The sequence below is a fragment of the Nocardioides gansuensis genome, from assembly GCF_003076135.1.
GTDB lineage: Bacteria > Actinomycetota > Actinomycetes > Propionibacteriales > Nocardioidaceae > Nocardioides > Nocardioides gansuensis.
Genome location: NZ_QDGZ01000007.1, coordinates 37712 through 60435, shown reverse-complemented (window position 1 = coordinate 60435; position 22724 = coordinate 37712). Strand labels below are relative to the sequence as shown.

Annotated in this window: 20 protein-coding genes; 6 read left to right on the top strand and 14 right to left on the bottom strand. The window is 70.5% G+C overall.

Translation table 11 applies throughout. From position 1 onward, the window contains the following. Positions 1-31 precede the first annotated feature (31 nt). From DDE18_RS16160 to DDE18_RS16135, 6 genes are all read right to left on the bottom strand, one after another. Positions 32-1687, bottom strand: a complete 1656-nt coding sequence (locus DDE18_RS16160) for a sensor domain-containing protein (protein ID WP_165821200.1) — start codon at positions 1685-1687, stop codon at positions 32-34. A gap of 142 nt (positions 1688-1829) precedes the next feature. Beyond that, positions 1830-2558 carry a FliA/WhiG family RNA polymerase sigma factor gene (locus DDE18_RS16155; RefSeq protein ID WP_116573312.1) on the bottom strand — a complete coding sequence of 243 codons (729 nt, stop codon included), beginning with the start codon at positions 2556-2558 and terminating at the stop codon, positions 1830-1832. Positions 2559-2660: 102 nt separating this feature from the next. Next, complete coding sequence (locus tag DDE18_RS23395) at positions 2661-4313, bottom strand: M23 family metallopeptidase (RefSeq protein WP_211754585.1); 1653 nt, start codon at positions 4311-4313, stop codon at positions 2661-2663. Then, positions 4306-4647: a hypothetical protein gene (locus tag DDE18_RS16145; RefSeq protein WP_116573311.1), complete on the bottom strand. Its 342-nt coding sequence runs from the start codon at positions 4645-4647 to the stop codon at positions 4306-4308. The genes DDE18_RS23395 and DDE18_RS16145 overlap by 8 nt, the downstream gene beginning before the upstream one ends. Continuing rightward, complete coding sequence (locus DDE18_RS16140; protein WP_116573310.1) at positions 4644-5051, bottom strand: hypothetical protein; 408 nt, start codon at positions 5049-5051, stop codon at positions 4644-4646. Before DDE18_RS16140 ends, DDE18_RS16145 begins: the two co-directional genes overlap by 4 nt. A gap of 71 nt (positions 5052-5122) precedes the next feature. Continuing rightward, on the bottom strand, positions 5123-5590 hold the full coding sequence (locus DDE18_RS16135) for a type IV pilin protein (RefSeq protein WP_116573309.1): 468 nt from the start codon (positions 5588-5590) through the stop codon (positions 5123-5125). A 244-nt stretch (positions 5591-5834) separates the two neighbouring features. Between DDE18_RS16135 and DDE18_RS16130 the strand changes: the two genes are divergently transcribed. The 6 genes from DDE18_RS16130 (at position 5835) to DDE18_RS16105 (ending at position 11682) form a co-directional block, all read left to right on the top strand. Then, complete coding sequence (locus DDE18_RS16130; RefSeq protein ID WP_116573308.1) at positions 5835-6329, top strand: GspH/FimT family pseudopilin; 495 nt, start codon at positions 5835-5837, stop codon at positions 6327-6329. Then, positions 6313-8022, top strand: coding sequence for a type IV pilus modification PilV family protein (locus tag DDE18_RS16125; protein WP_116573307.1), 1710 nt, complete (start codon positions 6313-6315; stop codon positions 8020-8022). The genes DDE18_RS16130 and DDE18_RS16125 overlap by 17 nt, the downstream gene beginning before the upstream one ends. Further along, a complete protein-coding gene (locus DDE18_RS16120) occupies positions 8019-8675 on the top strand; it encodes a PulJ/GspJ family protein (protein ID WP_116573306.1) in 657 nt (218 codons plus the stop codon). Before DDE18_RS16125 ends, DDE18_RS16120 begins: the two co-directional genes overlap by 4 nt. Next, positions 8675-10093: a hypothetical protein gene (locus DDE18_RS16115; RefSeq protein WP_116573305.1), complete on the top strand. Its 1419-nt coding sequence runs from the start codon at positions 8675-8677 to the stop codon at positions 10091-10093. The genes DDE18_RS16120 and DDE18_RS16115 overlap by 1 nt, the downstream gene beginning before the upstream one ends. A gap of 140 nt (positions 10094-10233) precedes the next feature. After that, positions 10234-11376 carry a zinc metalloprotease gene (locus DDE18_RS16110; RefSeq protein ID WP_133241247.1) on the top strand — a complete coding sequence of 381 codons (1143 nt, stop codon included), beginning with the start codon at positions 10234-10236 and terminating at the stop codon, positions 11374-11376. 30 nt (positions 11377-11406) lie between these two features. Next, positions 11407-11682: a hypothetical protein gene (locus DDE18_RS16105; RefSeq protein WP_116573303.1), complete on the top strand. Its 276-nt coding sequence runs from the start codon at positions 11407-11409 to the stop codon at positions 11680-11682. Positions 11683-11692: 10 nt separating this feature from the next. Here DDE18_RS16105 and DDE18_RS16100 read toward each other — a convergent pair whose 3' ends face one another. The 8 genes from DDE18_RS16100 to DDE18_RS16070 form a co-directional block, all read right to left on the bottom strand. Further along, positions 11693-14155, bottom strand: coding sequence for a diguanylate cyclase (locus tag DDE18_RS16100; protein WP_245916767.1), 2463 nt, complete (start codon positions 14153-14155; stop codon positions 11693-11695). Continuing rightward, positions 14143-14286, bottom strand: coding sequence for a hypothetical protein (locus DDE18_RS23035; protein WP_165821198.1), 144 nt, complete (start codon positions 14284-14286; stop codon positions 14143-14145). Before DDE18_RS23035 ends, DDE18_RS16100 begins: the two co-directional genes overlap by 13 nt. Positions 14287-14491: 205 nt before the next feature. Continuing rightward, positions 14492-16576 (bottom strand): prolyl oligopeptidase family serine peptidase, encoded by a 2085-nt coding sequence (locus DDE18_RS16095; RefSeq protein WP_165821197.1) that lies wholly within the window; start codon positions 16574-16576, stop codon positions 14492-14494. A gap of 65 nt (positions 16577-16641) precedes the next feature. Further along, positions 16642-17856, bottom strand: a complete 1215-nt coding sequence (locus tag DDE18_RS16090) for a type II secretion system F family protein (protein WP_116573300.1) — start codon at positions 17854-17856, stop codon at positions 16642-16644. Between the two features lie 23 nt (positions 17857-17879). Beyond that, positions 17880-19109: a type IV pilus twitching motility protein PilT gene (locus DDE18_RS16085; RefSeq protein WP_245916765.1), complete on the bottom strand. Its 1230-nt coding sequence runs from the start codon at positions 19107-19109 to the stop codon at positions 17880-17882. Positions 19110-19202: 93 nt separating this feature from the next. Further along, positions 19203-20891, bottom strand: coding sequence for a GspE/PulE family protein (locus tag DDE18_RS16080; protein WP_116573299.1), 1689 nt, complete (start codon positions 20889-20891; stop codon positions 19203-19205). Positions 20892-20969: 78 nt separating this feature from the next. After that, positions 20970-21491, bottom strand: coding sequence for an RsiG family protein (locus tag DDE18_RS16075; RefSeq protein WP_116573555.1), 522 nt, complete (start codon positions 21489-21491; stop codon positions 20970-20972). Between the two features lie 5 nt (positions 21492-21496). Continuing rightward, positions 21497-22603 carry a type IV pilus twitching motility protein PilT gene (locus DDE18_RS16070; protein ID WP_245916764.1) on the bottom strand — a complete coding sequence of 369 codons (1107 nt, stop codon included), beginning with the start codon at positions 22601-22603 and terminating at the stop codon, positions 21497-21499. Between the last annotated feature and the right edge of the window lie 121 nt (positions 22604-22724).

Below are 22724 nucleotides of genomic sequence, written 5' to 3'. Positions count from 1 at the left end.
GCCCGGCTGCCAGGAGCCGGCAGCTGCTAGATCAGGTGTCGACACCGAAGACGATGACACCGCCACCGCCGAGCCGCTTCGCCTGGTACATCGCGGTGTCGGCGAGGTTCAGCGCCTCGGCCGGATCGTGCGGTGGGAACATCGCAATGCCGATGCTGGCGTCCACGGCGAGTGGGTGGCCCTCCCACTCGAGGGAGCCGAAGACCTCCGCGCGGGTGCGCGTCGCGACGGCCCGGGCGGACTCCTCGTCGAGTCCCTCGCAGACGATCGCGAACTCGTCGCCACCGAGCCGTGCGACCGTGTCCGAAGTACGCACGGAACCCACCAGCCGATCGGCGATGCCGGCGAGCACCCGGTCTCCGACGGCGTGGCCGTACGTGTCGTTGACTCCCTTGAAGCGGTCGAGGTCGAGGTACATCACCGCGGTCGAGCCGTCCGGGTGCCGCTCCTGCCTCGCCGCAGCCATCTCGAGACGGTCCGCGAAGAGGTAGCGGTTGGGCAGCCCGGTGAGCTGGTCGTGCAACGCCTGGTGCCGCAGCCGCTCCTGCATCATGTGGGCCTCCGTCACGTCGGAGACCATGACCAGGGTGCCGTCGTCGTGGCCCGCCCCGGGCAGGGGCGTCAACGACACGGACAGCACGCGCTCGCCGCCGGCCGGAGGTTGGTAGCGCACCTCCTGCCGCACCACGCCGGTGGCGGCGGCGCCGGGTGACACCGCGCGGACCAGGTCGTGCACTCGCGTGCTGGCGCGGACCTCCTCCATCGTGAGTCCGAGGATCTCGGTGATCCGGTCGTTCGCCAGACCGACTTGGCCGGCCGCGTCGATGGCGACGATGCCCTCTTGAGCGGTCTCCACGATGGCGCGGTAGCGCGCCTCCGACTCGCGCACCGACCGCTCCGCCTCGAGCTCGGCGGTGACGTCGCGAAGGTTGAGGATCAGCCCGCCGACGTCCGGGTTCGCGAGCGCGTTGAAGATCGTCAGCTCGGTCCACCGCCACTCGCCCGCCGCAGTGCGCGTGCGGACCAGCCTCCGGCCGCTGCTGTCGACGTGCGCGACCACCTCGGCCACGGTGGCCCGCACCTCCTGCCGCTCGTCGGGGTGCACGAGGTCGATCAGGTCCGTCGACAGCACGTCGACCTGCTCGTGGCCGAGCATGTCGGTGACGGCCGGCGACACGAAGGTCACGAGGAGGTCAGCGTCCGTGACGACGGCGGCGTCCGCCGCCCGGTTGCTCAGCTCCTGGTAGAGACGTTCCTGCCCTGCCAGCCGCTCGCTCACGGTGCGCACTGCGGTGAGCTCGTGGGCGAGCAGTGCGACGAACTGGGGTGAACCGGTGGGTTCGCGGATCAGCGCCACGTCGACGAGGAGCTGGACCGTGTGGCCCTCCGCGTGGAACGCCACCACCTCGGTGGTGACCATGTCGACCGCTCCCGCACGCAGCGCGGCGATCCGGCCGCTCACGGCGGGCTCGTCCAGAGGATGCAGCACCTCGACCACGTCCCGACCCAGCAGCCACTCCTCGGTGCGGCCCAGCAGGTGGGTCATGGCGGCGTTGACGGCGATGAGCGCGCCGTCCAGGTCCGTGAACGCCTGGGGCAGGGAGGACCGCTCGAAGAACAGGCGCGCATGGTCCTCACGCAAGGTCCCGGAGGCACTGTGCCTGCCCAGGATGCGGTCGCGTTCCATCGGCTGCACCATTCTTCCTCCACACGGACCGGGAGGCCACGCCCCAGTGTTCACCCGACATCCCGGGCATGGATGTCCTCGGCACCTGCGATACCCCACTTGAGGGATGCCCCGACATCCTGCATGGATCGGGCAGGAACGGCTAGGCCACCACGTCCAGCGCGGTGAGGTGGCCACGCAGGGCCAGGGTGGCGCGCGTGTGCAGCTGGCTGACCCGCGACTCGGTGACACCCAGCACGGTGCCGATCTCGCCGAGGGTGAGTCCCTCGAAGTAGTAGAGGGCGAGGATGACCTGGTCGCGCTCGCGGAGCCCCGCGATCGCCGTTCGCAGCACCCGGCGGGTGTCCTCGTCCTCGGGGGCCTCCAGTGCCTCGCCCGCGAGGTCGTCGGTGAGGCCGGTCTCGTCGAAGCTCGCCACGCTCGTGAACGACACCTTGGAGTAGAGATCGCGCAGCTCTCTCCGCGACATGCCGACCTCCTCAGCCACCTCCGCGTCGTCAGCGGCCCGGCCCAGACGTGCCTCCAGCGCAGCCTGCGCGTGGGTCACCTCCCGCACCTGCGACCGCACGGATCGCGGCACCCAGTCCATCGAGCGCAGACCATCGATGATCGCGCCCCGGATGCGAGGGACCGCGAACGTCTGGAACTGCAGCCCGCGTTCGGGTTCGAAGCGCTCGATCGCGTCGATGAGGCCGAACACCCCGTCGGAGATCAGGTCGGACTGGTCCACGCTCGACGGCAGACCTGACCGGACGCGGCCGGCCACGAACTTCACGAGGGGGGAGTACTGCACGACGAGGCGGTTGCGCAGGTCCTCGTCGCGCGTCTCGCGGTAGTCGGCCCAGAGCTGGGCCACGGCGGTGTCGCTCATGGGCGCCCTCCCGAGTCAGGTGCACCCCTACTGTGCCCGAACCCTCCACCGATCATGCACAACCGGGTCGTCGTGGGCGGCGATGTCTCCAGTCAGAGGGGGTCAGCGGGAGGACGCGCCGGTCAGGACCACCATCGGGTCGACGGGTACGCCGTCGCGGCGCACCTCGAAATGGAGGTGCGGCCCGGTGCTGTTGCCCTCGCTGCCCACGGCACCGACGACGGTGCCTGCGTCCACCAGGTCGCCCGTGGCCACACTCACCAGCGACATGTGGGCATACCACGTCTCCACTCCGTCACCGTGGTCGATCCGGACGAGCTGCCCGGCCCAGCCCACCTTCTCGACCGTGACCGTGCCCGCGGCGGCCGCCGTGACCGGCGTACCCAGCGGAGCGGCGAAGTCCTGGCCGGTGTGACTGCCGCTCGACCACAGAGAACCTGCGTCTCCGAAGTCGGCGGAGAACGAGAAGCTGCCGTCGGCGACGGGCAGCGACCACCCGTCGCGGGTGATCCCGCCGATGGCGGGGGCCCCGGTGGGAGCGGGCGAGCAGCCGCGTGCGACGACGTCGGGTACGGCGGCCACGCGCGCGCCGCGGTCGGCCGGCAGCGTCACGCGGCGCACTGCCAGGAGATCGGAGGGTAAGACCTTCTCGACCGCGACCTCGGCCGCCGTCGGGTCGAACGCGACCACGAGGCGCGGTGCGACCGAGAGGCCGATGCCGAGTCCGCCCTGGCGCCGGAAGAAGACCACGTCGCCCACGACGACCTGCCGCTCGGCCGCCGCCGTCAGGGACTGCCACAGGTCCTGGCTGTCGGCGGGGACGTCGACCTGAGCGGTGGCCCACACCTCGCGGACGAACTCCACACAGCTGGCGCCGGGGGAGCCGGTCACCACGCCGAGCCTGGAGAGCGCGGTCGAGACAGCTCGCACCGTCACGTCGGGAACCACCGTGAACGTGTCCCCGCGACGGCCCCGGGCGAGGGCCACCCCCGGGATGACCCGTCCCACGGCGTCGTGCGCCGGCCGCAGGTCGCCGTCGAGCCGCCGGGCTGCGAGGGCGTCGGCCGAGGGAGGTGCGACCCCGGCCGCACCCATGGTCTCGAGCTGGCTGTGCCAGGCGGCGAGCGTGCGCCGGTTGCGCTCGTCCTGCTCGGGGCTGGACGCGCGGTAGCCCGGTGCCAGCGTCGACCACCCCTGCGCCAGGCGTGCCGACGCGCGGGCTGCGGCCGACTGCTCGAGCCGCTCGGCAGCGGCACGCGCCCGGCGGTGCTCGCGGGCCGCGGCCCGGACCTCCTCCTTGGCGCGGGCGAGGCCACCCGTGGCGATCTCGGCGAGCTGTCGCAGGTGCTGCGCCTCGTCCATCGCCTCGTGGGCCCGGTCGAGCTGCTCATCGCCACTCGCCCACGAACCCACGGCATCGAGGAGTCCGGGGGAGGTGTCGACGGCGGCCGCTGCCCGGTCCGCCTCGGCGGTCGCGCGGTCGACCAGCCCGGTGAGGTCGGCGAGGTGCTGTCGCAGCGCGTCCAGCCGGAGTGCAGCGCGGGAGTGGGCGGCGCCCGTCTCGAGGAGTCGGCGCTGCACATCGAGGGCGGAGTCGCGACCTGACGCGTCCGCGGCGCCCGGCCGCGCTGTGGGGACTCCGGCGCCGGGAGGGGCACCGGCCGGCGAGGCGGCCCCCGAAGGCGCCGGCACGAGGACCAGGGACACGCAGGCCGCGACCAGGACGAGGCGCGCCGTCCAGCGACGGTCACTCATCGAGGAAGGCGATCTCGTCGAGGATGGCCAGCGCGTCGCCGGAGCGTGCCCCGGACCGGGCGACCGGAGGAGGAGCAGCCGGAGCAGTGGGGAGCGGCGGCGCGACCGGTGCTGGGGCGACAGGCAGAGGGGTGACGGGCAAGCGGGTCACCGGCACGGGGGTGACTGGGACCGCGGGGTGCGGCGCCGGTGCGGGCGCGCTCACCGGAACCGGCACGATCGTGGGAGTCGGTGACTCGACCGACGAGGTCGCCGGCGACTCCGGCCGCAGGATCTCGAAGACGGCGCGGGTCACGGAGATGAGGTCGTAGGTCAGGTCCAGAGTGCTGGTCATGGCGCGGTGCTCCCGTAGGGCGAGGGGTCGACGATCTCGGTGGTGCTGACCCGGACGTAGCGGCCAAGACGGGGCAGGCGGTGCATCAGCAGGGTCGGCGCGGTGCGGCTGGCCGTCAGCTGGACGTGGCCGTCCGGGAACACCCGGAAGTCCTCGGTGCTGATGTGCAGCGCATGGTCTTCCGCGACAGCCACAGCGGCGTCGTACGCCACCACGGCTGAGCGCTGGGTCAGGGCCAGTCCCTCGACTGCCTGGGCCGCGGCCCGGCCGGCGTCACGGGCGCGGTCCGGGGTCGACGTGCGGGTCAGGACGAGCGACCCGGCGTCGACGAGGAGGAGCACCGCCAGCGCGGTCGCTCCGAGCCAGGCGACGAGCGTCCGGGAGGGGAGGAAGGCGTGTCGCACGGTGTGCTCCTGGGAGTACGACGGGGTGGCACACCCGCGGTGTGCCACCCCATCAGTGATGGTCGAGCCGATCAGGGAGTCGCCGCAGCGGCACCCGCGACGGTGGTGAAGGTGGGCGTGCCGGAGCAGGCGCCCGTGCTTCCGGCGGTCTTGATCATGCCGCCGGCCAGCGAGTCGTAGAGGTAGGCCTTGGACGCGCTGTCCTTGCTGCCGTTGGGGTTGTAGCCGCGCAGGCAGAACCCGTCGGTGCTCACGGCGACAGCGATCACGTTGCCGGCGGTCGGCTTGAAGCCGGCGGCCGTCAGGTCGGCGGCGACGGTCGAGTAGGCCAGCGTGTCGGTGTAGACGGTCTCCTGCACGGTGGCCAGGCCCTTGAGGTCGGACTGGACGCCGGCGTCGACGCCCTTCTCGCGCTGGCTCAGGAAGAGCGGGATGGCGATGGCGGCGAGGATGCCGATGATCACGATGACGACGAGGAGCTCGATCAGGGTGAAGCCCTGGTCCTTGTTGTCGAGGGACTTCTTCAGTCGGGCAAGCATGGGTGTCTCCGTTGGGGTGGTGGTGGGGTGGTTGCGGTGCGAGGTCGAGTCGCACCGTGTGGCGAGTCCTCGCGTCTTGCACCCAGATGTTCGGCGGGCCGGAACCTCGGCTTGAGGCCTCGTCGAATTTTTTTCGGCACCCACTCGTGCCGGTCCGGGACTCAAGTCGACGGCCCGCCGCGCCGAATCACTACGCGAGGCCGGAGACGGTCGACACCCAGACCGCCTACAGGACAGGCCATCGATGACCCACCACACGCGGACGCGCGCAGACCGCGACGCCGGCTACACGCTGGTCGAGGTCGTCGTGACCCTGGGCCTGATGGCGTTGATGATGACCATCGCGGTGAGCGGCTGGAACAGCTGGGCGGCATCGCGCCAGCACTCCGGGACCGCTCAGGAGATCACCGTCTACCTGCGCCAGGCGCAGCAGCGCGCGGTGACCGAGGGACGTGCCACGTGCGTCCAGTTCGACACCACGCGCAGTGAGTGGTCGATCTTCCGCGGCAGCTGCGACGCCACCGACAAGATCCTCGTGCAGGGGCCGGTCGCCACGCAGTCACCTCGGGTGCGTATCGCCTCGGCCACCTTCACGGGCTCTGCGACGGCGCAGCCCGGTGTCACGTTCGATGCCCGCGGCACAGCGTGGCCCGGTGCGGTGCACATCGTGCGCTCCGGCAGCGACAAGACGTACGTCGTGACCGTGGAAGGACTGACCGGCCGTGTCGCGCTCAGCTGACCCGCGTGCTCCTCGCGACGCCGGCTTCACGCTGCTCGAGGTGATCGTCGCCCTGGGCATCACCACCGTGGTCATGGTCGCCATGCTGCCCCAGCTGGTCGCGGGCATCCGGTCGACCGGGACGGCCAACGCGGTCACCCTCTCCAAGGGCGTCGCCCAGGCGGAGCTGGAGCTGATGCGCAACCTGCCCTTCCACGTCGCCCCGTCGGCCGGCGCGCACGTCGACGTGCTCGACCGCTACTACCCCGACCTCGCCCCGCCGACGTCGGCGCCGGCATGCGCTGCGCCCGCGAGCGCCTCGGCCGCGTCGTGGACCGGCTACGTCGCGGCTGGCTCTTCCGCGAGGTGTTCGTTCGAGCCGGCGAGCGGTGCCTTCTACCGGACCGTGCGTTCCGTGGACTCCGAGCGCGGCTCGCTGGTCGTCGTGATCGCCACTCAGTTCCTCTCCGCCGCGGTCCCGCCTGCCGCCGTCACTCCGCGCGCGGGCTACGACACCGGCACGGACGGCCGGCACCTGCCTGCCTCGTCGCAGATCGGAGTCACCGCCACCGTGGTCCACCGTGACCAGGGCAAGGTGCGGCCCGTGACGACGTACACGCAGATCGCTGACCAGCCGCGTGCGCCGCGTCGGATCCTCGCCGAGGCGACGGCGACGGCGCTGCATGTCGGGTCCGTCACCGCCGACGGCCGGGCGCTCTCGCTTTCCGCCGGCCTGGTCAACGTCGCCGGGACGGTGTCCACCGTGAGCACGGTGACGGGGAACGCCACTGCGGTCACCGGCGGCCTGGGCACCGGCGAGCAGGAGGACGGCGCGTCTCGCACCGTCCAGTCCCCGCCGACGCAGGCCATTGCCCCGACCAGCGCGCCGGCCGGTGGTCTCCCGGGCTTCGGCTGCTCCTACGCCTGCTGGGGCCCGAGCCAGCTGGGCGCGGCCTCCGTCTCCGCCGAGGGCGGGCTGCCCCGGGCCGGCAGCAGCGGCGCGCCGATCCAGGCAGGAGTGACAGACGCGTCGACGAACTCGGGCGTGCAGTTCGGGACGGCCACGACAGCCACGGACTACCGCCCGGGGCTCGGGCTCACCGGCCCACTCGTACGGCTCGACGAGGCGGCGGTCCCGTACCCCTCGCAGCTCGCCGGTTGCGCGGTCACCCCGACCGGCGTGCTGACCGCGAGCGGCTATCTGCAGAGTGCCGATGACGCCACCGCTCGCAACGTGGAGTCCTGCGCCGTCACCCGCAGTGCGCCGATTGTGCTCCTCCCGACCGAGTTCGCCCCGCAGGGCGTGATCCGGGTGCGGCTCGAGCAGGCGAGCGCACGGTGCACCGCGTCAGCGGCCTCGGGCACCGCGACGCACGACTTCCGGGCCGTGGTCGAGGTCTGGAACGGCAGCGAGTACGTCGTAGTCGCGGAGCCTGTCGCCGGGCAGACGACCGACCCGCTCGCTGCCGTGCCGATGACGACGGATGTCGGCGGTGGGCACACGCTCACCGACTACCTGGCCGCCTGGTCGTCGGCGACGTCGGGCACCGTCCGGAGCGAGCAGGCTGCGGGACGCGCGGAGGTGTCCGTGCCGGGCGTGGTGACGATCGCGACCCAGCCTGTGCGGTCCGGCGCCGCGGACGGCCTCGACCCTGCTTCGGCCGTGGCGCTGACCATCGGCGCCGTCAGCTGCTCGACGGAGGACGCGCGATGAGCACGCAGACCCGCCCGCGCGACGCTGGGGTGACGCTCATCGAGGTGCTGGTCGCCATGGCACTGTTCGCCGTCGTCGGCAGTGTCCTGCTGGGCTTCGCCGTGTCCACCAGCCGCGTCACGGACCAGACCCGGTCGATGACCCTCGTGAGCGAGGAGACCCGGCTCGCGATGGAGCGCTTCACCCGTGAGCTGCGGCAGGCCTCCGAAGTGCTCCACGTGGCCCTGCCGCCCGCCACCGGGGGAGGGACCGCACTCACCTTCTGGACCGACTTCAACGGCAACGGCCGACAGGACCTCGGTGCCGCCGACCCGGAGGTGCTCACCTACCGGTGGACGCCGACCAGCCGGCAGCTGACTCTCACCGCCAACGACGCCTCGGGCACTGCCACGACCCTGCCGGTGCTCGCCGCAGCGGTGAGCGACTTCGGCATCGACCTGCGCAGCAGCTCCTGGCAGTACGACGCCGATGGGGACGGCATTACCACGTGGCGCGAGGTCGACGCGTCGGCGGGCAACGACAACGGCGTGCCCGACTCCGCGACGGAGCTGCGCCACCTCGACCTCGTGGTGGTGTGGATCACCGCCACGGACGACATCCACGAGCAGAGCTACCACACCCAGGTGGACCTGCGGAACCGGACGGTGGATTGATGCCGGCCTCCCCGAGGACCATCCGACGGCTGCACCCGACGGCCAGGGTCCGCGACGAGCACGGCTCGGCGATGCTGATCACGCTGATGGTGATGGCGGTCGTGACCGCACTGGCGACGACCATCGCCGTACTCACCGTCAACAACCTGCAGTCCTCCTGGCGAGCCCAGCAGGCCGGCGCGGCGGTCAACGCCGCCGACGCGGGCATCGCCCAGGCGATGTCCTACCTGCGGGGCTCAGGCGTCCGGGGCCTGAAGTGCTCCCCGCACTGCCCCTCCAATCCGTGGGGCAACGAGCAGGCGCCCACCCGGGTCGAGGTGCCGGGCCGGGCGGGCCAGGCATATGCCGTCTGGATCGAGCCCGTGGCGCCGTTCCCGGCCAACGACCCCGGGGTCTACCGGATCCACGCCACCGGCACCGCCGAGGGGGCCGCGAGCCGCAGCGTCGTCGCCGACGTGCAGGTCGCGAGCACCGAGACACCGCAGGGCATCGTGGCCAGGAGCATCAGCGGCGGTGGCGCGGCGTCGGTCTCGCGGGCGAGCATCTTCTCCACGGGGTGCGTCTACAACCGGGCGCAGATCAGCACCCAGGGGATCGACGCGGCCTACGGCATTCCGGCTGCGGTCCACTCCTCGCAGATCATCACCGAGTCCAGCGGCACCGGGCAGTACTGCCCGAGCACCAACAAGCCGGTGCACCGGCAGCCGCCGAAGTACGTCACGGCCCAGCCGTGCAACCCGGCCTACCGCTACGACCAGGACGGGTTCGGCGGCAGCCTCGGAGGCACCGACTGCTGGGACGCCCGGATGGGTGCGGACTGGGCGGAGTACTACGCACCCCGTGACCTGGACGGCGATGGCGCACACGACGTGGACGGCTCGTTCATCCGCGACGACGAGACGCTCTTCGAGCTGTTCGGGATCCGCACGCCCGCGCTGACCCCGGCGCAGCTCGACCAGCTCCGCACGATCGCCCACTCGCAGGGCAACTACTGGACGGAGTCGACGGGCTGGACCAGTCCGGACGAGGGCCAGGCCGTGATGTTCTTCGACCTGGCCGCCTCCGACCCGGGCGGGACCGTCGACCTCAACGACGTGTCGGGGTTCTCCCGGTCGCCCAATCTGGGCGCGGCGGACCCGCAGTGCGCCTCACGGTCACTGGTCATCGTCATCGAGGGCGGCAACGTGAAGCTGAACTCCAACCACCGACTGGCCGCTGCCCTCTTCCTGACCTCCGAGGCGCCGCACGGACAGGTGTTCAAGGCCAACGGCACCTCGGAGTTCGTCGGCACCATCTATGCCGACACCGTCAACCTGGTCGGCACGACCAACGCATCCCTCGATGAGTGCTTCATGGACAACCCGAGCCCGTCCCTCCTCGCCTTCTCCCTCGGGTCCTACCGGGAGCTCGACCGATGACCACACGAGTGGCGACCGCGCGCTGCTGGCCGACTCCAGAACGCCCCAGGGCCTCAAGCCGGGCGTCTCACGTGCCGATGTAGTCCTTGACCGATTCTTTACGGGGAGCTGATGCCTTCCCCTTTCTCGAGGACTGAATCATGAAGCTCCCACGACGTCCCGCCCTTCGCCAGGCATGGGCATCGGTGGCTGCGACCGGCCTCGCGCTGGCGCTGGCTCCCGCAGCGATGTCCACCGGGTCCGCCGTTGTCCTGGCGGATGGCGTCGTGCCGCCCGCAGTCCGGACGGCCGAGTACGCAGACACCGTGCACGGGGGCGACGCGGCAGAGCTCAACCGCGCTGCGCGGATCGCGGCGACGACGCCGAAGAGCGCCGAGACCGGTGCGCGCATCGTCGTCTCCGGGGTGGCCCAGGTCCAGGCGGCCCGCCACGCCCGCCCGCGGCCCGTGGAGCTGCTCGAGTCCACGTCGGCGGGCTGGCGGGTCCTGGCCCGGAAGCAGACGGCCCGCACCGGTGTCTTCCGGTTCGAGGTGGGTGCCGGGTCGCAGGACCGGACGCGCGCGTTCCAGATCAGGAGCCCCCGCTTCGACGGCCTCGCCGCAGCCCACACGGGGCGGCTTCGGGTGGCCGTGGTCCGACCGCCCACCACGCCGGCCCCGACACCGACCCCGGCACCGACGCCTGTCGACGTGCTCACGCCTCTGGGCCTGGCGGGCGACTGGTCCTACCTGTTCGCCGCCGGCGGATCCCGCTGGAACCCGTGCACGCCCATCCGCTGGGCCTACAACCCGCAGGGCGGGTACGCCGGGTCGCTGGCCCACGTCCAGGAGGCCTTCGCGAGGATCGCCAGCCGGACGGGGTTGACCTTCGAGTACGTCGGGGAGACCACCCACGTCCACCGGACCGCGTCGATCTTCCCGGCCCACGCGGACATCGCGGTCGCCTGGTCCGACGAGGCCCAGGTCCCGGACCTGCTGGGCGGCGTCGTCGGCATCGGCGGCGGGTCGGCCCAGGCGGCTGCCGGGACGGACGTGGCCTGGAAGATGGTGCGTGGCTTCGTCCTGCTCGACCGCGGCCACGCGCTCCGTCCGGGCTTCGACAGCTCGGGGTCGACCACGTGGGGCCAGGTGATGATGCACGAGACGCTCCACGCCCTCGGCCTCGGGCACGCGAACGGCGCCGAGCAGGTCATGCACGGCAGCGCCTCCTCCCTCAACCACAACCTGGGCGCCGGCGACCTCACGGGGATGAGCCGCATCGGTGCCGGGCCGGGCTGTCTCTGAGCCCCCACCCCGCGGCGTACCGTGTCCGTCATGGGCAGCGAGTTCTCAACCGACGACGTTGTCTACGAGTCGGCCCTGCAGCTCTGGGCAGCCGCGCAGACGGACTTCGACCCCTACCAGGTGCCGCCGAGCGAGTGGGCTCCTGCCGTGCCGATCTCTGATGCGGACATCGCCACCGACACGCAGCTGGACCTCGACGTCGTGCAGGACTCCCTCCGACGGCTCGACGGCAAGCGCCTGGTGATCGGGGAGGCTGCCGGCACCATGTCGGTCGAGGCGCCGATCAGCGAGGGTGGCCCTCCGTAGGTGATGGCGGTCAGGCCTGAGCGGTGACGAGCAGGTGGGCGCTGGCCGCGAGCATGGCCGGGTCGTTCTCCAGGGCGCGGGCGCAGATCAGGGCGCTCTCGACCAAGGCGTCCTGGTGAGTGGGGTCGGTGCAGGTCTTGACCGCAGTCCACATCGGGCCCTCGATCGCGCGCACGTGAACGTCGTGGAAGCCGGCCACGCGGAACTCGCTGAGCGCCTCGTCGGGGGTGTGGAAGAAGGCTGTGGTGAATCCGAGCTGCGGGTCGTGTTGCCCGTGGCCGAGGGTGGCGAGCGCTAGGTCCCGGCGACCGGGGTCGAGCTCGCCACGGCTCGCGTAGGCGAGGAGCGCGGCATGCCGGCTGATCACCGCGGCGGCGAGGGTGCCGCCGGGACGGAGCACTCGGCGCGCTTCACGCAGTGCCTGGACACGATCATTGCGGTCGAGCAGGTGGTAGAGGGGGCCCAGCATCATCACCGCCTCGGCCGAGTCGTCGGGCTCGTCGAGGTGCCGCGCGTCACCGAGGGCTGCGGTGAACGCAGCACCGTCGTTGAGCGCCGCCGAGACATGCTCCGGGATGACGTCGATCAGGTGCACGTCGTAGCCTGCCTCGGCCAACCAGGCCGCGTACACGCCGGTCCCGCCGCCGACGTCGAGTATCCGCGCGGGTGCCGCGGGTAGCGTCCGGGTGAGCAGCTCCTGGGTGCGTACCCGTTCCAGACGACCGTGGCCGGTGGCGTCGAGACGTTCGCGTTCGACCAGGGTCGCGTAGTAGGTCCGCACGGTGGGTTCGACGGACGGAAGGAGCTGCGGCTGCTCGGGGCTCGGGGTGATCGGACTGGCCCGGGTCTGGCCCTCGGCATCGAGTACGCGCGCTCGCCCTTCTCGCTTGGCGCGATACAGCGCCGAATCGGCAGCGCGGATCAGGGTGCGCAGGTCCTCGCCGTGGAGACCCAGCTCGGCCACCCCGGCGCTGCAACTGATGCTGAGCGATGTGCGAAGCCGTTCGCCGGGCACGAGCGGCGTGTTGCGGATGGATTCGAGGATGCCGGTGAGGCGCCGGTTGGCGTCCGGCCCTGACATCCCGAAGGTGAGGATCGCGATCTCTTCACCACCCCAGCGGGCCACGACGTCCTGGCCCCGGAACTCTGCGGTGAGCCGGTCCGAGAGGTGGCGCAGCACCAGGTCACCGACGTCGTGGCCATGGGCGTCGTTGACGCGCTTGAAGTGGTCGATGTCCAGGAGTGCCAGGGCCAGCGGCTGATGGTGCCGGCGGGCGAGGGCGCACAGCCGGTCGAAGTCGGCCTCGAGCCGGCGACGGTTGACCAGGCCGGTGAGGGAGTCGGTGTCGGCAAGCTTCCGAAACCACGCGATGCGGTCGAGGCGATTGCGGATCCGGGCCCGGACTTCCGAGGCGACCAGGGGTTTGCTGACGTAGTCGTCGGCTCCGGCGGCGAAGACGGAATCGACGGCGGCCGCGTCAGTTCGCACGCTCAGGAACAGGACGGGCAGGGTCGACCAGCGGGGGTCGGTGCGGACCATTCGGCACAGCGCGATCCCATCCAGGTGTGGCATGTCCAGGTCCAGCACGACGAGATCCGGGGCGGTGTGCTCGAGCATCGCCCAGAACTTGCGCGAGTCCTCCAGCGTGATGACCTCGATGTGCTCGGCGGCGAGCACGGCCGGCAGCGCCGCCAGCATCACAGGATCATCGTCCACCGCAAGGATCCGGAACTTGTCATGCCGATGGTGCCTGGCGAGGGACTCCACCGCGGCGACCACGTCCACGGGCGGCGCAGTCCGGGACAGCACCAACGACGCCCCCGCCCTGGAGGCCACGTGACGATCGGTGGGAGACGCTGTGGAAGCGAGGGCGACAATCGGAACAGGTGGCTGCCGTGCGGCGTAGCTGCGAATGAGCCCCTCACCCTCCGGCTCGGCAAGGTCGACGACGGCCGCCGCGATGTCGGCCGCCCACTGGTCATGGGTGACGCCAACGCCCCATGACGTTGCGGCCTCGCGAATCTGCGCGTCGAGACCACCAGCCGCATGCACGGCGAGCATCCAGGTGGTCGGCCGTGGCTCCTGTGCTTCCTGTGCTGCCGGTGTTTCGGTCTCGGGGAGGTCGTTGCCGAACAGGATCCTGCGCAGCGCAGCGGCGTAGGTCTCGAGGAGATCGACCTTGTCCGGAACGACCTCGTCGTCGGCGAACGCATCCTCGAGCCGCCGGGCCGGTGTGGTGGCCTCGGGAAAGCCCACCGTTCCGGCCGCTCCTGCGAGGCGGTGGGCTGCGCGTTCCGCGGCCCTCCGGCTCGATTCGTCCAGTGCACCGGCCTCGAGATCGCTGACGGCCGCTTCGATCGTCGAGAGATTGTCGGCAAAGGAGGCGCGGGCCCGCTCGAAAATGGCCTGCAGCCGTGCCTGTGTCGCCGGGGTGGCGTCGGAACGCGGTGGTGAGGATGTCAACGGTCCCACCCAAGCAGGTCGGCGACCTGCCCGGGCAGCCCGCGTGGGTCGAACGGTGTGGCGACGACTCCCGCGAACGCGGAGAACACCATCGCCGTCACCCGGAACAGTTCCCACTCAGACGCTGCTACCCGAGACATGCAAACCCCTGATCCGTTCAGCCCGGCGTAGCCGCCGCGCCCACAACGTGCCCATAGTCGCACGTCGTCAGCGGGTTTGGTCAGGGCGATTTGTCCGGCTCCTGACGCCCGAGCAGCGTTCTCCGGTCATCGTCCGGCGGGTCCCGGGCAGGTCAGGAACACCTGCCCGCGCTTCAGGCTCGTCTCGGAGCAAGCGACCGTGCGCTCAGGATGTGGCCTGTCTCTTGGCGGCAACGAGCTGGGAGCCGAGACCCAGCTGGTCGAAGAGGAAGGTGTAGATATCGGTGGTCTCCTCGATTGACTGGTCGAGCGATCCGGTCAGGTGGCCGGTGGCCTCCAACCGCACCAGCACGGGTTGACCCGATGACGTGGCCGCCTGGAGTCGAGCCGTCATCTTCTTGGCATGCCAGGCATCGACCCGGGTGTCGTTCTCTCCTGCAGTCATCAGCACTGCTGGGTATCTCGTCCCGTCCACGACGTTGTGGTAGGGCGAGTAGGCCAGAAGCGCAGTGAACGTCTCCGGATCCTCCACTGTGCCGAACTCGGTCGTGTTGAACTTCCCGTTGGTGGTGGTCTCGGATCGCAACGAGTCCATCACCGGCACAGCCGCCACCACCGCGCGGGCGATGTCCGGTCGCTGCGTGAGCACCGCGCCCATCAAGAGGCCTCCGTTGGAGCCGCCGATGATCGCCAGCCGGCCACGACTGGTGATGCCGGTGTCGTTCAGGTGGTCCGCGCACGCGATGAAGTCGTCGAAGCAGTTCTGCTTGGTGGCGAGTCGACCCGCGTGGTGCCACTCCTGGCCGTACTCGCCACCGCCGCGGATGTTGGCGATCGCGAGAACTCCACCCTGCTCGAGCCACAGCAGCCGCTCGGGGTCGAACGTCGGCACGAGCGAGATCCCGTAGCCGCCGTACGCCGTCAGCAGCGCCGGCGCCGTCCCGTCTCGTGGGGAGCCGGGCGCGGCGATGATGTTGAGGGGTACGTGGGTGCCGTCTCGCGACACCGCGAACTCGCGGGTCACCTCGTAGCCGGACAGGTCGACGGGACTGGTCGTCGCCAGTGCTGTGGGTCGAGGCGCCTCTCCATCAGCCGCTACCCACCAGGTCGGCGGCTCGGTGAAGGACTCACACCTCCAGGCAATCCGATCCGGGCCCAGCCGGGAGAGGCGAGCGAAGTACGACGATACCGAGCTCACCGGTGGAATCTCAGGAGTGGACAACAGCCCACCGTCGAGGTCGAACGCCCGCAGCTGTTGTGGGCCGCCGTCCATGTCCGCGACCCAGAGCGTGCCGTGCGTCACCGCGAAGTCCTCGATGACCAGGTGGCTCGGCGGCACGATCTCCCTGGAGTCTGCGACCGTGGCACCCTCGGTCAGCGGAAGTCGCAGCACCTTGCCGTGCGGAGCGTCCCGCCGGGACAGCACGTACACCGCGTCGCTGCCGAGCACGGCGTACGCGCACTTGTCGGGGATGTCCGCCAGCTGCCACCACGCGCCGTCGGGATCTTGGCTGCGGATGAAGACCTGCCAGTCACCCCCGTCACCCTTCTGCACCCGGTCCATCAGCCAACGGCCGTCGAGAGACGCGGACAGGACGTTCTCCGCGATGACCTCGTCAGCGAATCCTTCTGCGACGTCCAGGCGGTGCTGTGCTCCGCCGATCTCGCGCAACCAGACCTGTTGGCGGAATCCAGCGGGGTCTGCGCAGCGGGTGTACCAGAACCCTGACCCGTCGTGGCGCCAGGCCATCGAGCCGCCCAGCAGGTTCACGTGGGGGATCGGCTCGTCGAGGACCTCCCCGGTCTCGACATCGAAGACGTGCAGCGACCCGTCCTCGGTGCCGTGTTCCGACAGGGAGACCGCCACCCGGCCGCCGTCCGGGGACGGGACGAACCAGTCGATCGCGGTCTCGCCCGACGGGTCGATGGCATTCGGATCCACGACGATGCGCTCAGCCGCGGTGTCGCCCAGATCAGTGAGCGCCACCACAAACGGCTGCTGCCGCGGCGTCTGTTCCTTCAGCGCGAAATAGGTGCTTCCGCCCGACATCAGACTTCTGTAGGTCGTCCTCTCGGCCTTCAACAGTTGCTCGACACGAGCCCGCAGCGTGTCCCGCCACGGCACAGCGTCGTAGTAGGTGCGTGTCAGATGGTGCTGCGCCTTAGTCCAGGCGATGGTGTCGTCGGAGGTCCCGTCCTCCAGCCATCGGTACTCCTCGGTGACGTCCACCCCGTGGTAGCTGGTGACGACCGGGATCCGCGGCGTCTCCACAAGGGGCAGCGTGGTCATGGGGTCAGTCAAACAACCGCGGTCCGGGGCGCACAACGAGCACATTGGGTAAAGCCGGGCGACCCTCAGCCGATGAGCTCGAACACCTTGAAGATCGGCATGTAGAGGGCGATGATCATCGATCCCACGATGCCGCCGAGGAAGGCGATCATCAGGGGCTCGATGAGTGCGGTCAGCGCCTCCGTGGTGGCCTCGACCTCGCCGTCGTAGAACTCGGCGATCTTCTGCAGCATCTGGTCGATGGCGCCGGTCTCCTCGCCCGAGGCGACCATCTGCACGACCATGGGCGGGAAGACCTCGTGGCCGGCCAGCGGGCCTGCGATCGACTCGCCGCGGCGTACTGACTCGCGCACGTCCTCGAGCGCACGGGCGATCACGGTTGTGCCGGTGGTTTCCGCGACGATGTCGAGGGACTGCAGGATCGGCACGCCGGAGCTGAGCAGCGTGCCCAGGTTGCGCGCGAAGCGGGCCAGCGCGATCTTGCTGAAGAGCTTGCCGAAGACGGGCATCCGCAGCTTCAGGGGATCGACGACCTTCCGCACGCGTGCCGTCTTGCCGTAGCGCCGCCACGCGACCATGCCGGCCACCGTCAGGACGATCAGGCCGGGCAGTAGAAACCGCATCGCCTGGGACAGCACCACCAGCATCTGGGTGGGGAGCGGCAGCTCGCCACCGAGGTCGGCGAACATGCCCTCGAAGACGGGTACGACGAAGACGAGCATGCCGACGCACATCAGGATCGCCAGCACGAAGACGACGACGGGGTAGGTCATCGCCGCCTTGATCTTGGAGCGCAGCTTGACCTCCGCCTCGAAGTTGTCGGCGATCTGGCGCATCGCGACGTCCAGGAAGCCGCCGGCCTCGCCGGCGCGGGTCATGCTGACCATCAGCTTCGGGAAGGCGTCGGGGTGGCGGGCGAAGGCGGAGGACAGGCTCTGGCCGGCCTCGACGTCCTGTCGGACGAGCTTGAGCACGCGCCCGAGCTCGGGGTTCTCCGCCTGTTCGGAGAGGATCGTCAGGCCGCGGAGCATGGTGAGCCCGGCGTCGATCATCGTCGCGAACTGGCGAGAGAACACGGCGAGGTCCTTGAGCTTCACCCGCTTGCGGAAGCCGATGTTGACCTCGCGCTGCATGCCGGTGTTGGTGGCCTTCACCTCGAGCGGGTGGTAGCCCATCGTCCGGAGCTTGTCGGCGACGGCCGCTTCGGATGCGGCGTCCACCTTCCCCTCGACGAACTTGCCGGTGCTGTCCCGGACCTTGTAGGCGTACGTGGTCGACATGGTGTGTCGCGTTCCTTCCGGGCTCAGGCCAGCGGGCCGGACGTGCCGGCGCCGACCAGGGTGAGGAAGTCCTCGCGGTTGGAGCAGTGCTCCAGCCCGGACTCGTGGGCGATCCGACCGGCCCGCACCAGCTGGGCGAGGTGGGCGTTGAGCGTCTGGTTGCCTTCGCGGGCACCGGCCTGGAGGGCGCCCTGGATCTGCTGCAGCTTGCCGTCGCGGATCAGCGCGCGGATGCCGGAGTTGCACACCATCACCTCGACGGCGGCGACCCGGCCCTTTCCCTCCCGCGTGGGCACCAGCGTCTGGCAGACGACCCCCTGGAGGGTGGCGGCGAGCTGGGTGCGCACCTGCGCCTGCTGGTCGGCCGGGAAGACGTCGACGACACGGGTGATCGTGTCCTGCGCCGACTGGGTGTGCAGGGTGGCGAACACCAGGTGGCCGGTCTCGGCGGCAGTGAGTGCGACCGAGATCGTCTCGAGATCGCGCAGCTCGCCGACCAGGATCACGTCGGGGTCCTGCCGGAGCACGTGCTTGAGTGCGGTCCGGAAGCCGTGCGTGTCCTGGCCGACCTCGCGCTGGTTCACGAGGCAGCCGCGGTGCTCGTGGAGGAACTCGACCGGGTCCTCGATGGTCATGATGTGCCCGCTGCGGGTGCGATTCACCTGGTCGATGACGGCGGCGAGCGTGGTCGACTTGCCCGAGCCGGTGGGGCCGGTGACCAGGACCAGTCCCCGCTTGAGGTCGGCGAAGCTGCCGATGACCGGCGGCATGCCGAGACCGTCCAGCGGCTTGATATCCCATGGGATGACGCGCATGACCGCGCCCATGGCCTCGCGCTGCTGGAAGACGTTCACGCGGAACCGCGCCGCGCCTGGCAGCGCGTAGGCGAAGTCGAGCTCGAGCTCCTCCTCGAACACCTTGCGCTGGCGCCCCGTCATCACGCCGTACAGCATCTGCTGCAGCTGCTCGGCGGTCAGCGGCTGGTAGCCGGGCACCGGGGCCATCCGGCCGCCCTCGCGCACAGTCGGAGGTGCGGCGACCGTCAGGTGGAGGTCGGAGGCGCCCACGTCGAGCACGTGCCGCAGGAGGTCGTCGAGCACGATGCGCTCGTCGGCCGGGTCGACCGCTGCGGCCAGCGGCTGGGCCGCCGGCATTGCTGCGGGTGCCGGGGCCGCCGCAGTCGTCGGCGCCAGGCCGAACGCCGCGAGGGTGAGGCCTTCACCGGGGGAGTCGGTGGTCAGGTGCTGGGTCACGCGTTCCTACTCTCGTCGTACCTCGGGATCACGAGGCGTCTGGTCTGGATATCGGCAGCCGGAGGAGCCTCCTTGAGCGCGGAAGCGAGGGCATCACGCGACGACGCGGAGGATCTCCTCGATCGAGGTCAGTCCGGAGCTCACCTTCGCCCAGCCGTCCAGCCGGAGGGTCTCCATGCCTTGGGCCCTGGCGACGCGGCCGATCTCCTCGGTGGACGCGCGCGCCACGGCCAGCCGCTCGATGTCCTCACTCATGGACATCACCTCGTGCAGCGCCATCCGCCCGCGGTAGCCGGTCTCCGCGCACACGGTGCAGCCGGTCGGCCGGTAGAGGGTGGGCAGCGGGTCGGTCTCCTCCCAGGGAAAGCCAACCATGCGGAGCTCCTCCGCCTCGGGCACGTAGGCCTCCTTGCAGCGCTCGCACAGGGCACGGCACAGGCGCTGGGCCACGACGACGTCCACCGCCGAGGCCACCAGGAACGGCTCGATCCCCATCTCCACCAGCCGGGTGACCGCCGAGGGGGCGTTGTTGGTGTGCAGGGTCGAGAGCACCAGGTGCCCGGTGAGCGCGGCCTCGATCGCGATCTGCGCGGTCTCGTGGTCGCGGATCTCTCCGATCAGCACGATGTCCGGGTCGGCGCGCAGGATCGAGCGCAGTGCCGAGGCGAAGGTCAGTCCGGCCTTGGCGTTGGTCTGCACCTGGTTGATGCCGGGCAGGCGATACTCCACCGGGTCCTCGACGGTGATCACGTTGACGTCGGTCCTGTTGAGCTGGTTGAGCGTGGCGTAGAGCGTGGTCGACTTGCCCGAGCCCGTCGGACCGGTGGCCAGGATCATCCCGTAGGGCTTGGTGTACGACGCCTTGAAGCGCGCCGCGTTCGCCTCGCCGAAGCCGAGGTCGTCGAGACCAAGCTGGGTCGTGCCGTTGTCCAGGATGCGTGCCACCACCTTCTCGCCCCAGACCGTCGGCAGGGTCGCGATGCGCAGGTCGACCTTGCGGCCCTGGTGGCTCACCGACATCCGGCCGTCCTGGGGGACGCGCCGCTCGGCGATGTTCATGTCCGCCATGATCTTGAGCCGGGAGACGACACCGTGCTGGATGTTCTTGGGGGAGCGGTGGGCGTCGTGCAGGACCCCGTCGATCCGGTAGCGCACCCGCAGGTCGTGCTCGGTCGGCTCGATGTGGATGTCCGACGCGCGGTCGGTGATGGCCTGGGTGATGAGCAGGTTGACGAACCGGACGACCGGCGCGTCCTCGGAGACCTCGGTGAAGCCGGAGAGGTCCGCCTCCGCCTGCTCGTCGGTGACGAGGTCGGAGGTGAGGTCGGCGAGCTCGCCCTCGGCCCGGTAGACCTGGTCGATCTTCGCCTCGATCTCGGTGCGGTCCGCAACCACGAAGCGGACCCGCGCCCGCGTCAGGCGCGTGAGGTCGTCCTTGAGCTGGAGGTCGCCGGCCTTGCGGATGCCGACCGCTACCTGCAGTTCGTCGCCCAGCAGCGAGATCGGCAGGATGCAGGAGCGCCGGGCGAAGTCCGCCGGCACCAGCGCGACCGCCGCAGGGCTGATGGACAGCTCGGCGAGCTCCACGAACGCGAGCCCGGCGGCTTGTGCCGCCACCCGGAGAAGGTCACGGCGCGAGATGGTGCCGGACTCCACCAGCGTCTCGAGCAGCCCATGCTCCCGCTCCTCTGAGAGCCGGGTCGCCACGTCCAGCCCGGAGGCGTCGAGAAGTCCCTGGTCGAGCAGGGCGGTGACTGTGGCGCTTCGATCGGCAACGCGCATCGGGGCGGCTCTTTCGGTGGACGACGGGACATCCACGTCATCGGCCGATCGAGGGGCCGACTTGAGCCCGGGGAAGGGTCAGTCCCGCAACAGGTCCAGCGCCAGGGACGGCTGCGCGCGATAGCGGCTGATCAGCTCACCGGTCGCCTCGTCGATGCGCTCGTGCAGGGCGCGGCGATAGTCGGTGAGCTGCTTCTCGGCCTCCCGGATCCGGCGCAGTGCGTCCGCGACCTGCTCCTCGTCGTCCGGGTCGATCTCGGTCACCCACATCTCCTCGAGGACCGGAAGCTCGGGCAGCGGCTCGGCGGCCGAGATGCTCACCAGGGCGGTGCGGGTGTTGCCGGCACCGGTGTCGCCGAGCACGCGGACCAGCTGCTCCATCCTCAGGGTGCCGTGCGTGTCCGCCTCGGCCTCCAGGACATCGATGCGCGCGTGCGCGAGGCGCCGCCAGTAGGAGACCCTGTCCTCCTCCTCGGTGAGGCGTCGGCGGTAGGCGCGCAGCTCGTCGAGCGACAGCTCGGCGAGATGGGGGGAGGGGACGGCGTCCGTGATGGACCGTCGGCGCTCGGCGCTGCCTGCGCCCTTGCGGCTTCTGCTCACGAGAATCACCCTGTCGTCGCACCGTCCACCAGGCTCGGGTCGATCCCGGCCCTCTTCAGCATGACGGAGAAGTCGTGCGGATTCGAGGAGGCGAGCCTGCCGTCCTGGATCGACACAGATCCTTCGAGCACGAGCTGGAGCAGGTGCTGGTCGAAGGTCTGCATTCCCGAGTACCCCCCTGTACCCACGACATCCTGCAGCGTGTCGGTCTTCTCGGGGTCGGCCACCGCCTCGGCCAGGCGCGGGGTGTTGACGGCGATCTCCATGGCGCAGACCCGGCCCTCGCCCGTCGCGCGTGGCACCAGCCGCTGGCAGACGATGCCGCGGAGCGAGGCGGCGAGGCCGAGCCGCACCTGCTTCTGCTCGTGCGGCGGGAAGAAGTCGATGATCCGGTTGACCGTCTCGGTGGCGTCGGTGGTGTGCAGCGTCGACATCACGAAGTGCCCTGTCTCGGCAGCGGCCAGCGCGGCCTTCACCGTCTCCGCGTCCCGCATCTCGCCGATGAGGATGACGTCAGGGTCCTGGCGCATGGCCGCTCGGAGCGCGGTGCTCCACGCCTTCGTGTCCGTGCCGACCTCACGCTGGCTGACGCTCGCCAGCTTGTCGCGGTGCACGACCTCGATCGGGTCCTCGAGCGTCAGCACGTGGACGGCGCGCGACTCGTTGACGGCGTCGACCATGCCGGCGAGGGTGGTGGTCTTCCCAGAGCCGGTCGGCCCGGTCACCAGGACCAGTCCGCGAGGCTCGAGCGCGAGGCGTCGTACGACGTCGGGCACGCCGAGCTGCGCCAGGGGCACGGGCTCGTCGCCCACGAGCCGGAGCACCGAGCTCACGGTGCCGCGCGTGCGGAACGCGTTGACACGGAAGCGGCCGATCTCGGGCACGTGCAGGGCGTAGTCGGCCTCGTTCGTGGCGGTGAACTCCTCCGCCACCTCGGCCGGCATCGTCTCGCGGATGATCTCCCACGACTGGTCGGCCGTCAGGGGGTCGACCTGGAGTGGCACCAGCGAGCCCGAGATCCGGATCCTCGGCGGGCCGCCGGCCTTGATGTGGAGGTCGGAGCCGCGGTTGACGACGACGGCGTTGAGGTAGGGCGCGATCTGCAGTGTCACGGGGGCTCCGGTCGGACGGGGAGGGATACGCCAGAAGCATCGGCACGACGGACCCGGCGCTGAACCCCTCGGGCCGACCTTCGCTGGGCCGTGACATTTCCCGACCCGGGCCTCAAGTCGC

Coding starts and splice junctions, on each gene's coding strand:
- DDE18_RS16160 (WP_165821200.1), bottom strand. CDS start 1,687: ATGGAACGCGACCGCATCCTGGGCAGGCACAGTGCCTCCGGGACCTTG.
- DDE18_RS16155 (WP_116573312.1), bottom strand. CDS start 2,558: ATGAGCGACACCGCCGTGGCCCAGCTCTGGGCCGACTACCGCGAGACG.
- DDE18_RS23395 (WP_211754585.1), bottom strand. CDS start 4,313: ATGAGTGACCGTCGCTGGACGGCGCGCCTCGTCCTGGTCGCGGCCTGC.
- DDE18_RS16145 (WP_116573311.1), bottom strand. CDS start 4,647: ATGACCAGCACTCTGGACCTGACCTACGACCTCATCTCCGTGACCCGC.
- DDE18_RS16135 (WP_116573309.1), bottom strand. CDS start 5,590: ATGCTTGCCCGACTGAAGAAGTCCCTCGACAACAAGGACCAGGGCTTC.
- DDE18_RS16130 (WP_116573308.1), top strand. CDS start 5,835: ATGACCCACCACACGCGGACGCGCGCAGACCGCGACGCCGGCTACACG.
- DDE18_RS16120 (WP_116573306.1), top strand. CDS start 8,019: ATGAGCACGCAGACCCGCCCGCGCGACGCTGGGGTGACGCTCATCGAG.
- DDE18_RS16115 (WP_116573305.1), top strand. CDS start 8,675: ATGCCGGCCTCCCCGAGGACCATCCGACGGCTGCACCCGACGGCCAGG.
- DDE18_RS16110 (WP_133241247.1), top strand. CDS start 10,234: ATGAAGCTCCCACGACGTCCCGCCCTTCGCCAGGCATGGGCATCGGTG.
- DDE18_RS16105 (WP_116573303.1), top strand. CDS start 11,407: ATGGGCAGCGAGTTCTCAACCGACGACGTTGTCTACGAGTCGGCCCTG.
- DDE18_RS23035 (WP_165821198.1), bottom strand. CDS start 14,286: ATGTCTCGGGTAGCAGCGTCTGAGTGGGAACTGTTCCGGGTGACGGCG.
- DDE18_RS16095 (WP_165821197.1), bottom strand. CDS start 16,576: ATGACCACGCTGCCCCTTGTGGAGACGCCGCGGATCCCGGTCGTCACC.
- DDE18_RS16090 (WP_116573300.1), bottom strand. CDS start 17,856: ATGTCGACCACGTACGCCTACAAGGTCCGGGACAGCACCGGCAAGTTC.
- DDE18_RS16080 (WP_116573299.1), bottom strand. CDS start 20,891: ATGCGCGTTGCCGATCGAAGCGCCACAGTCACCGCCCTGCTCGACCAG.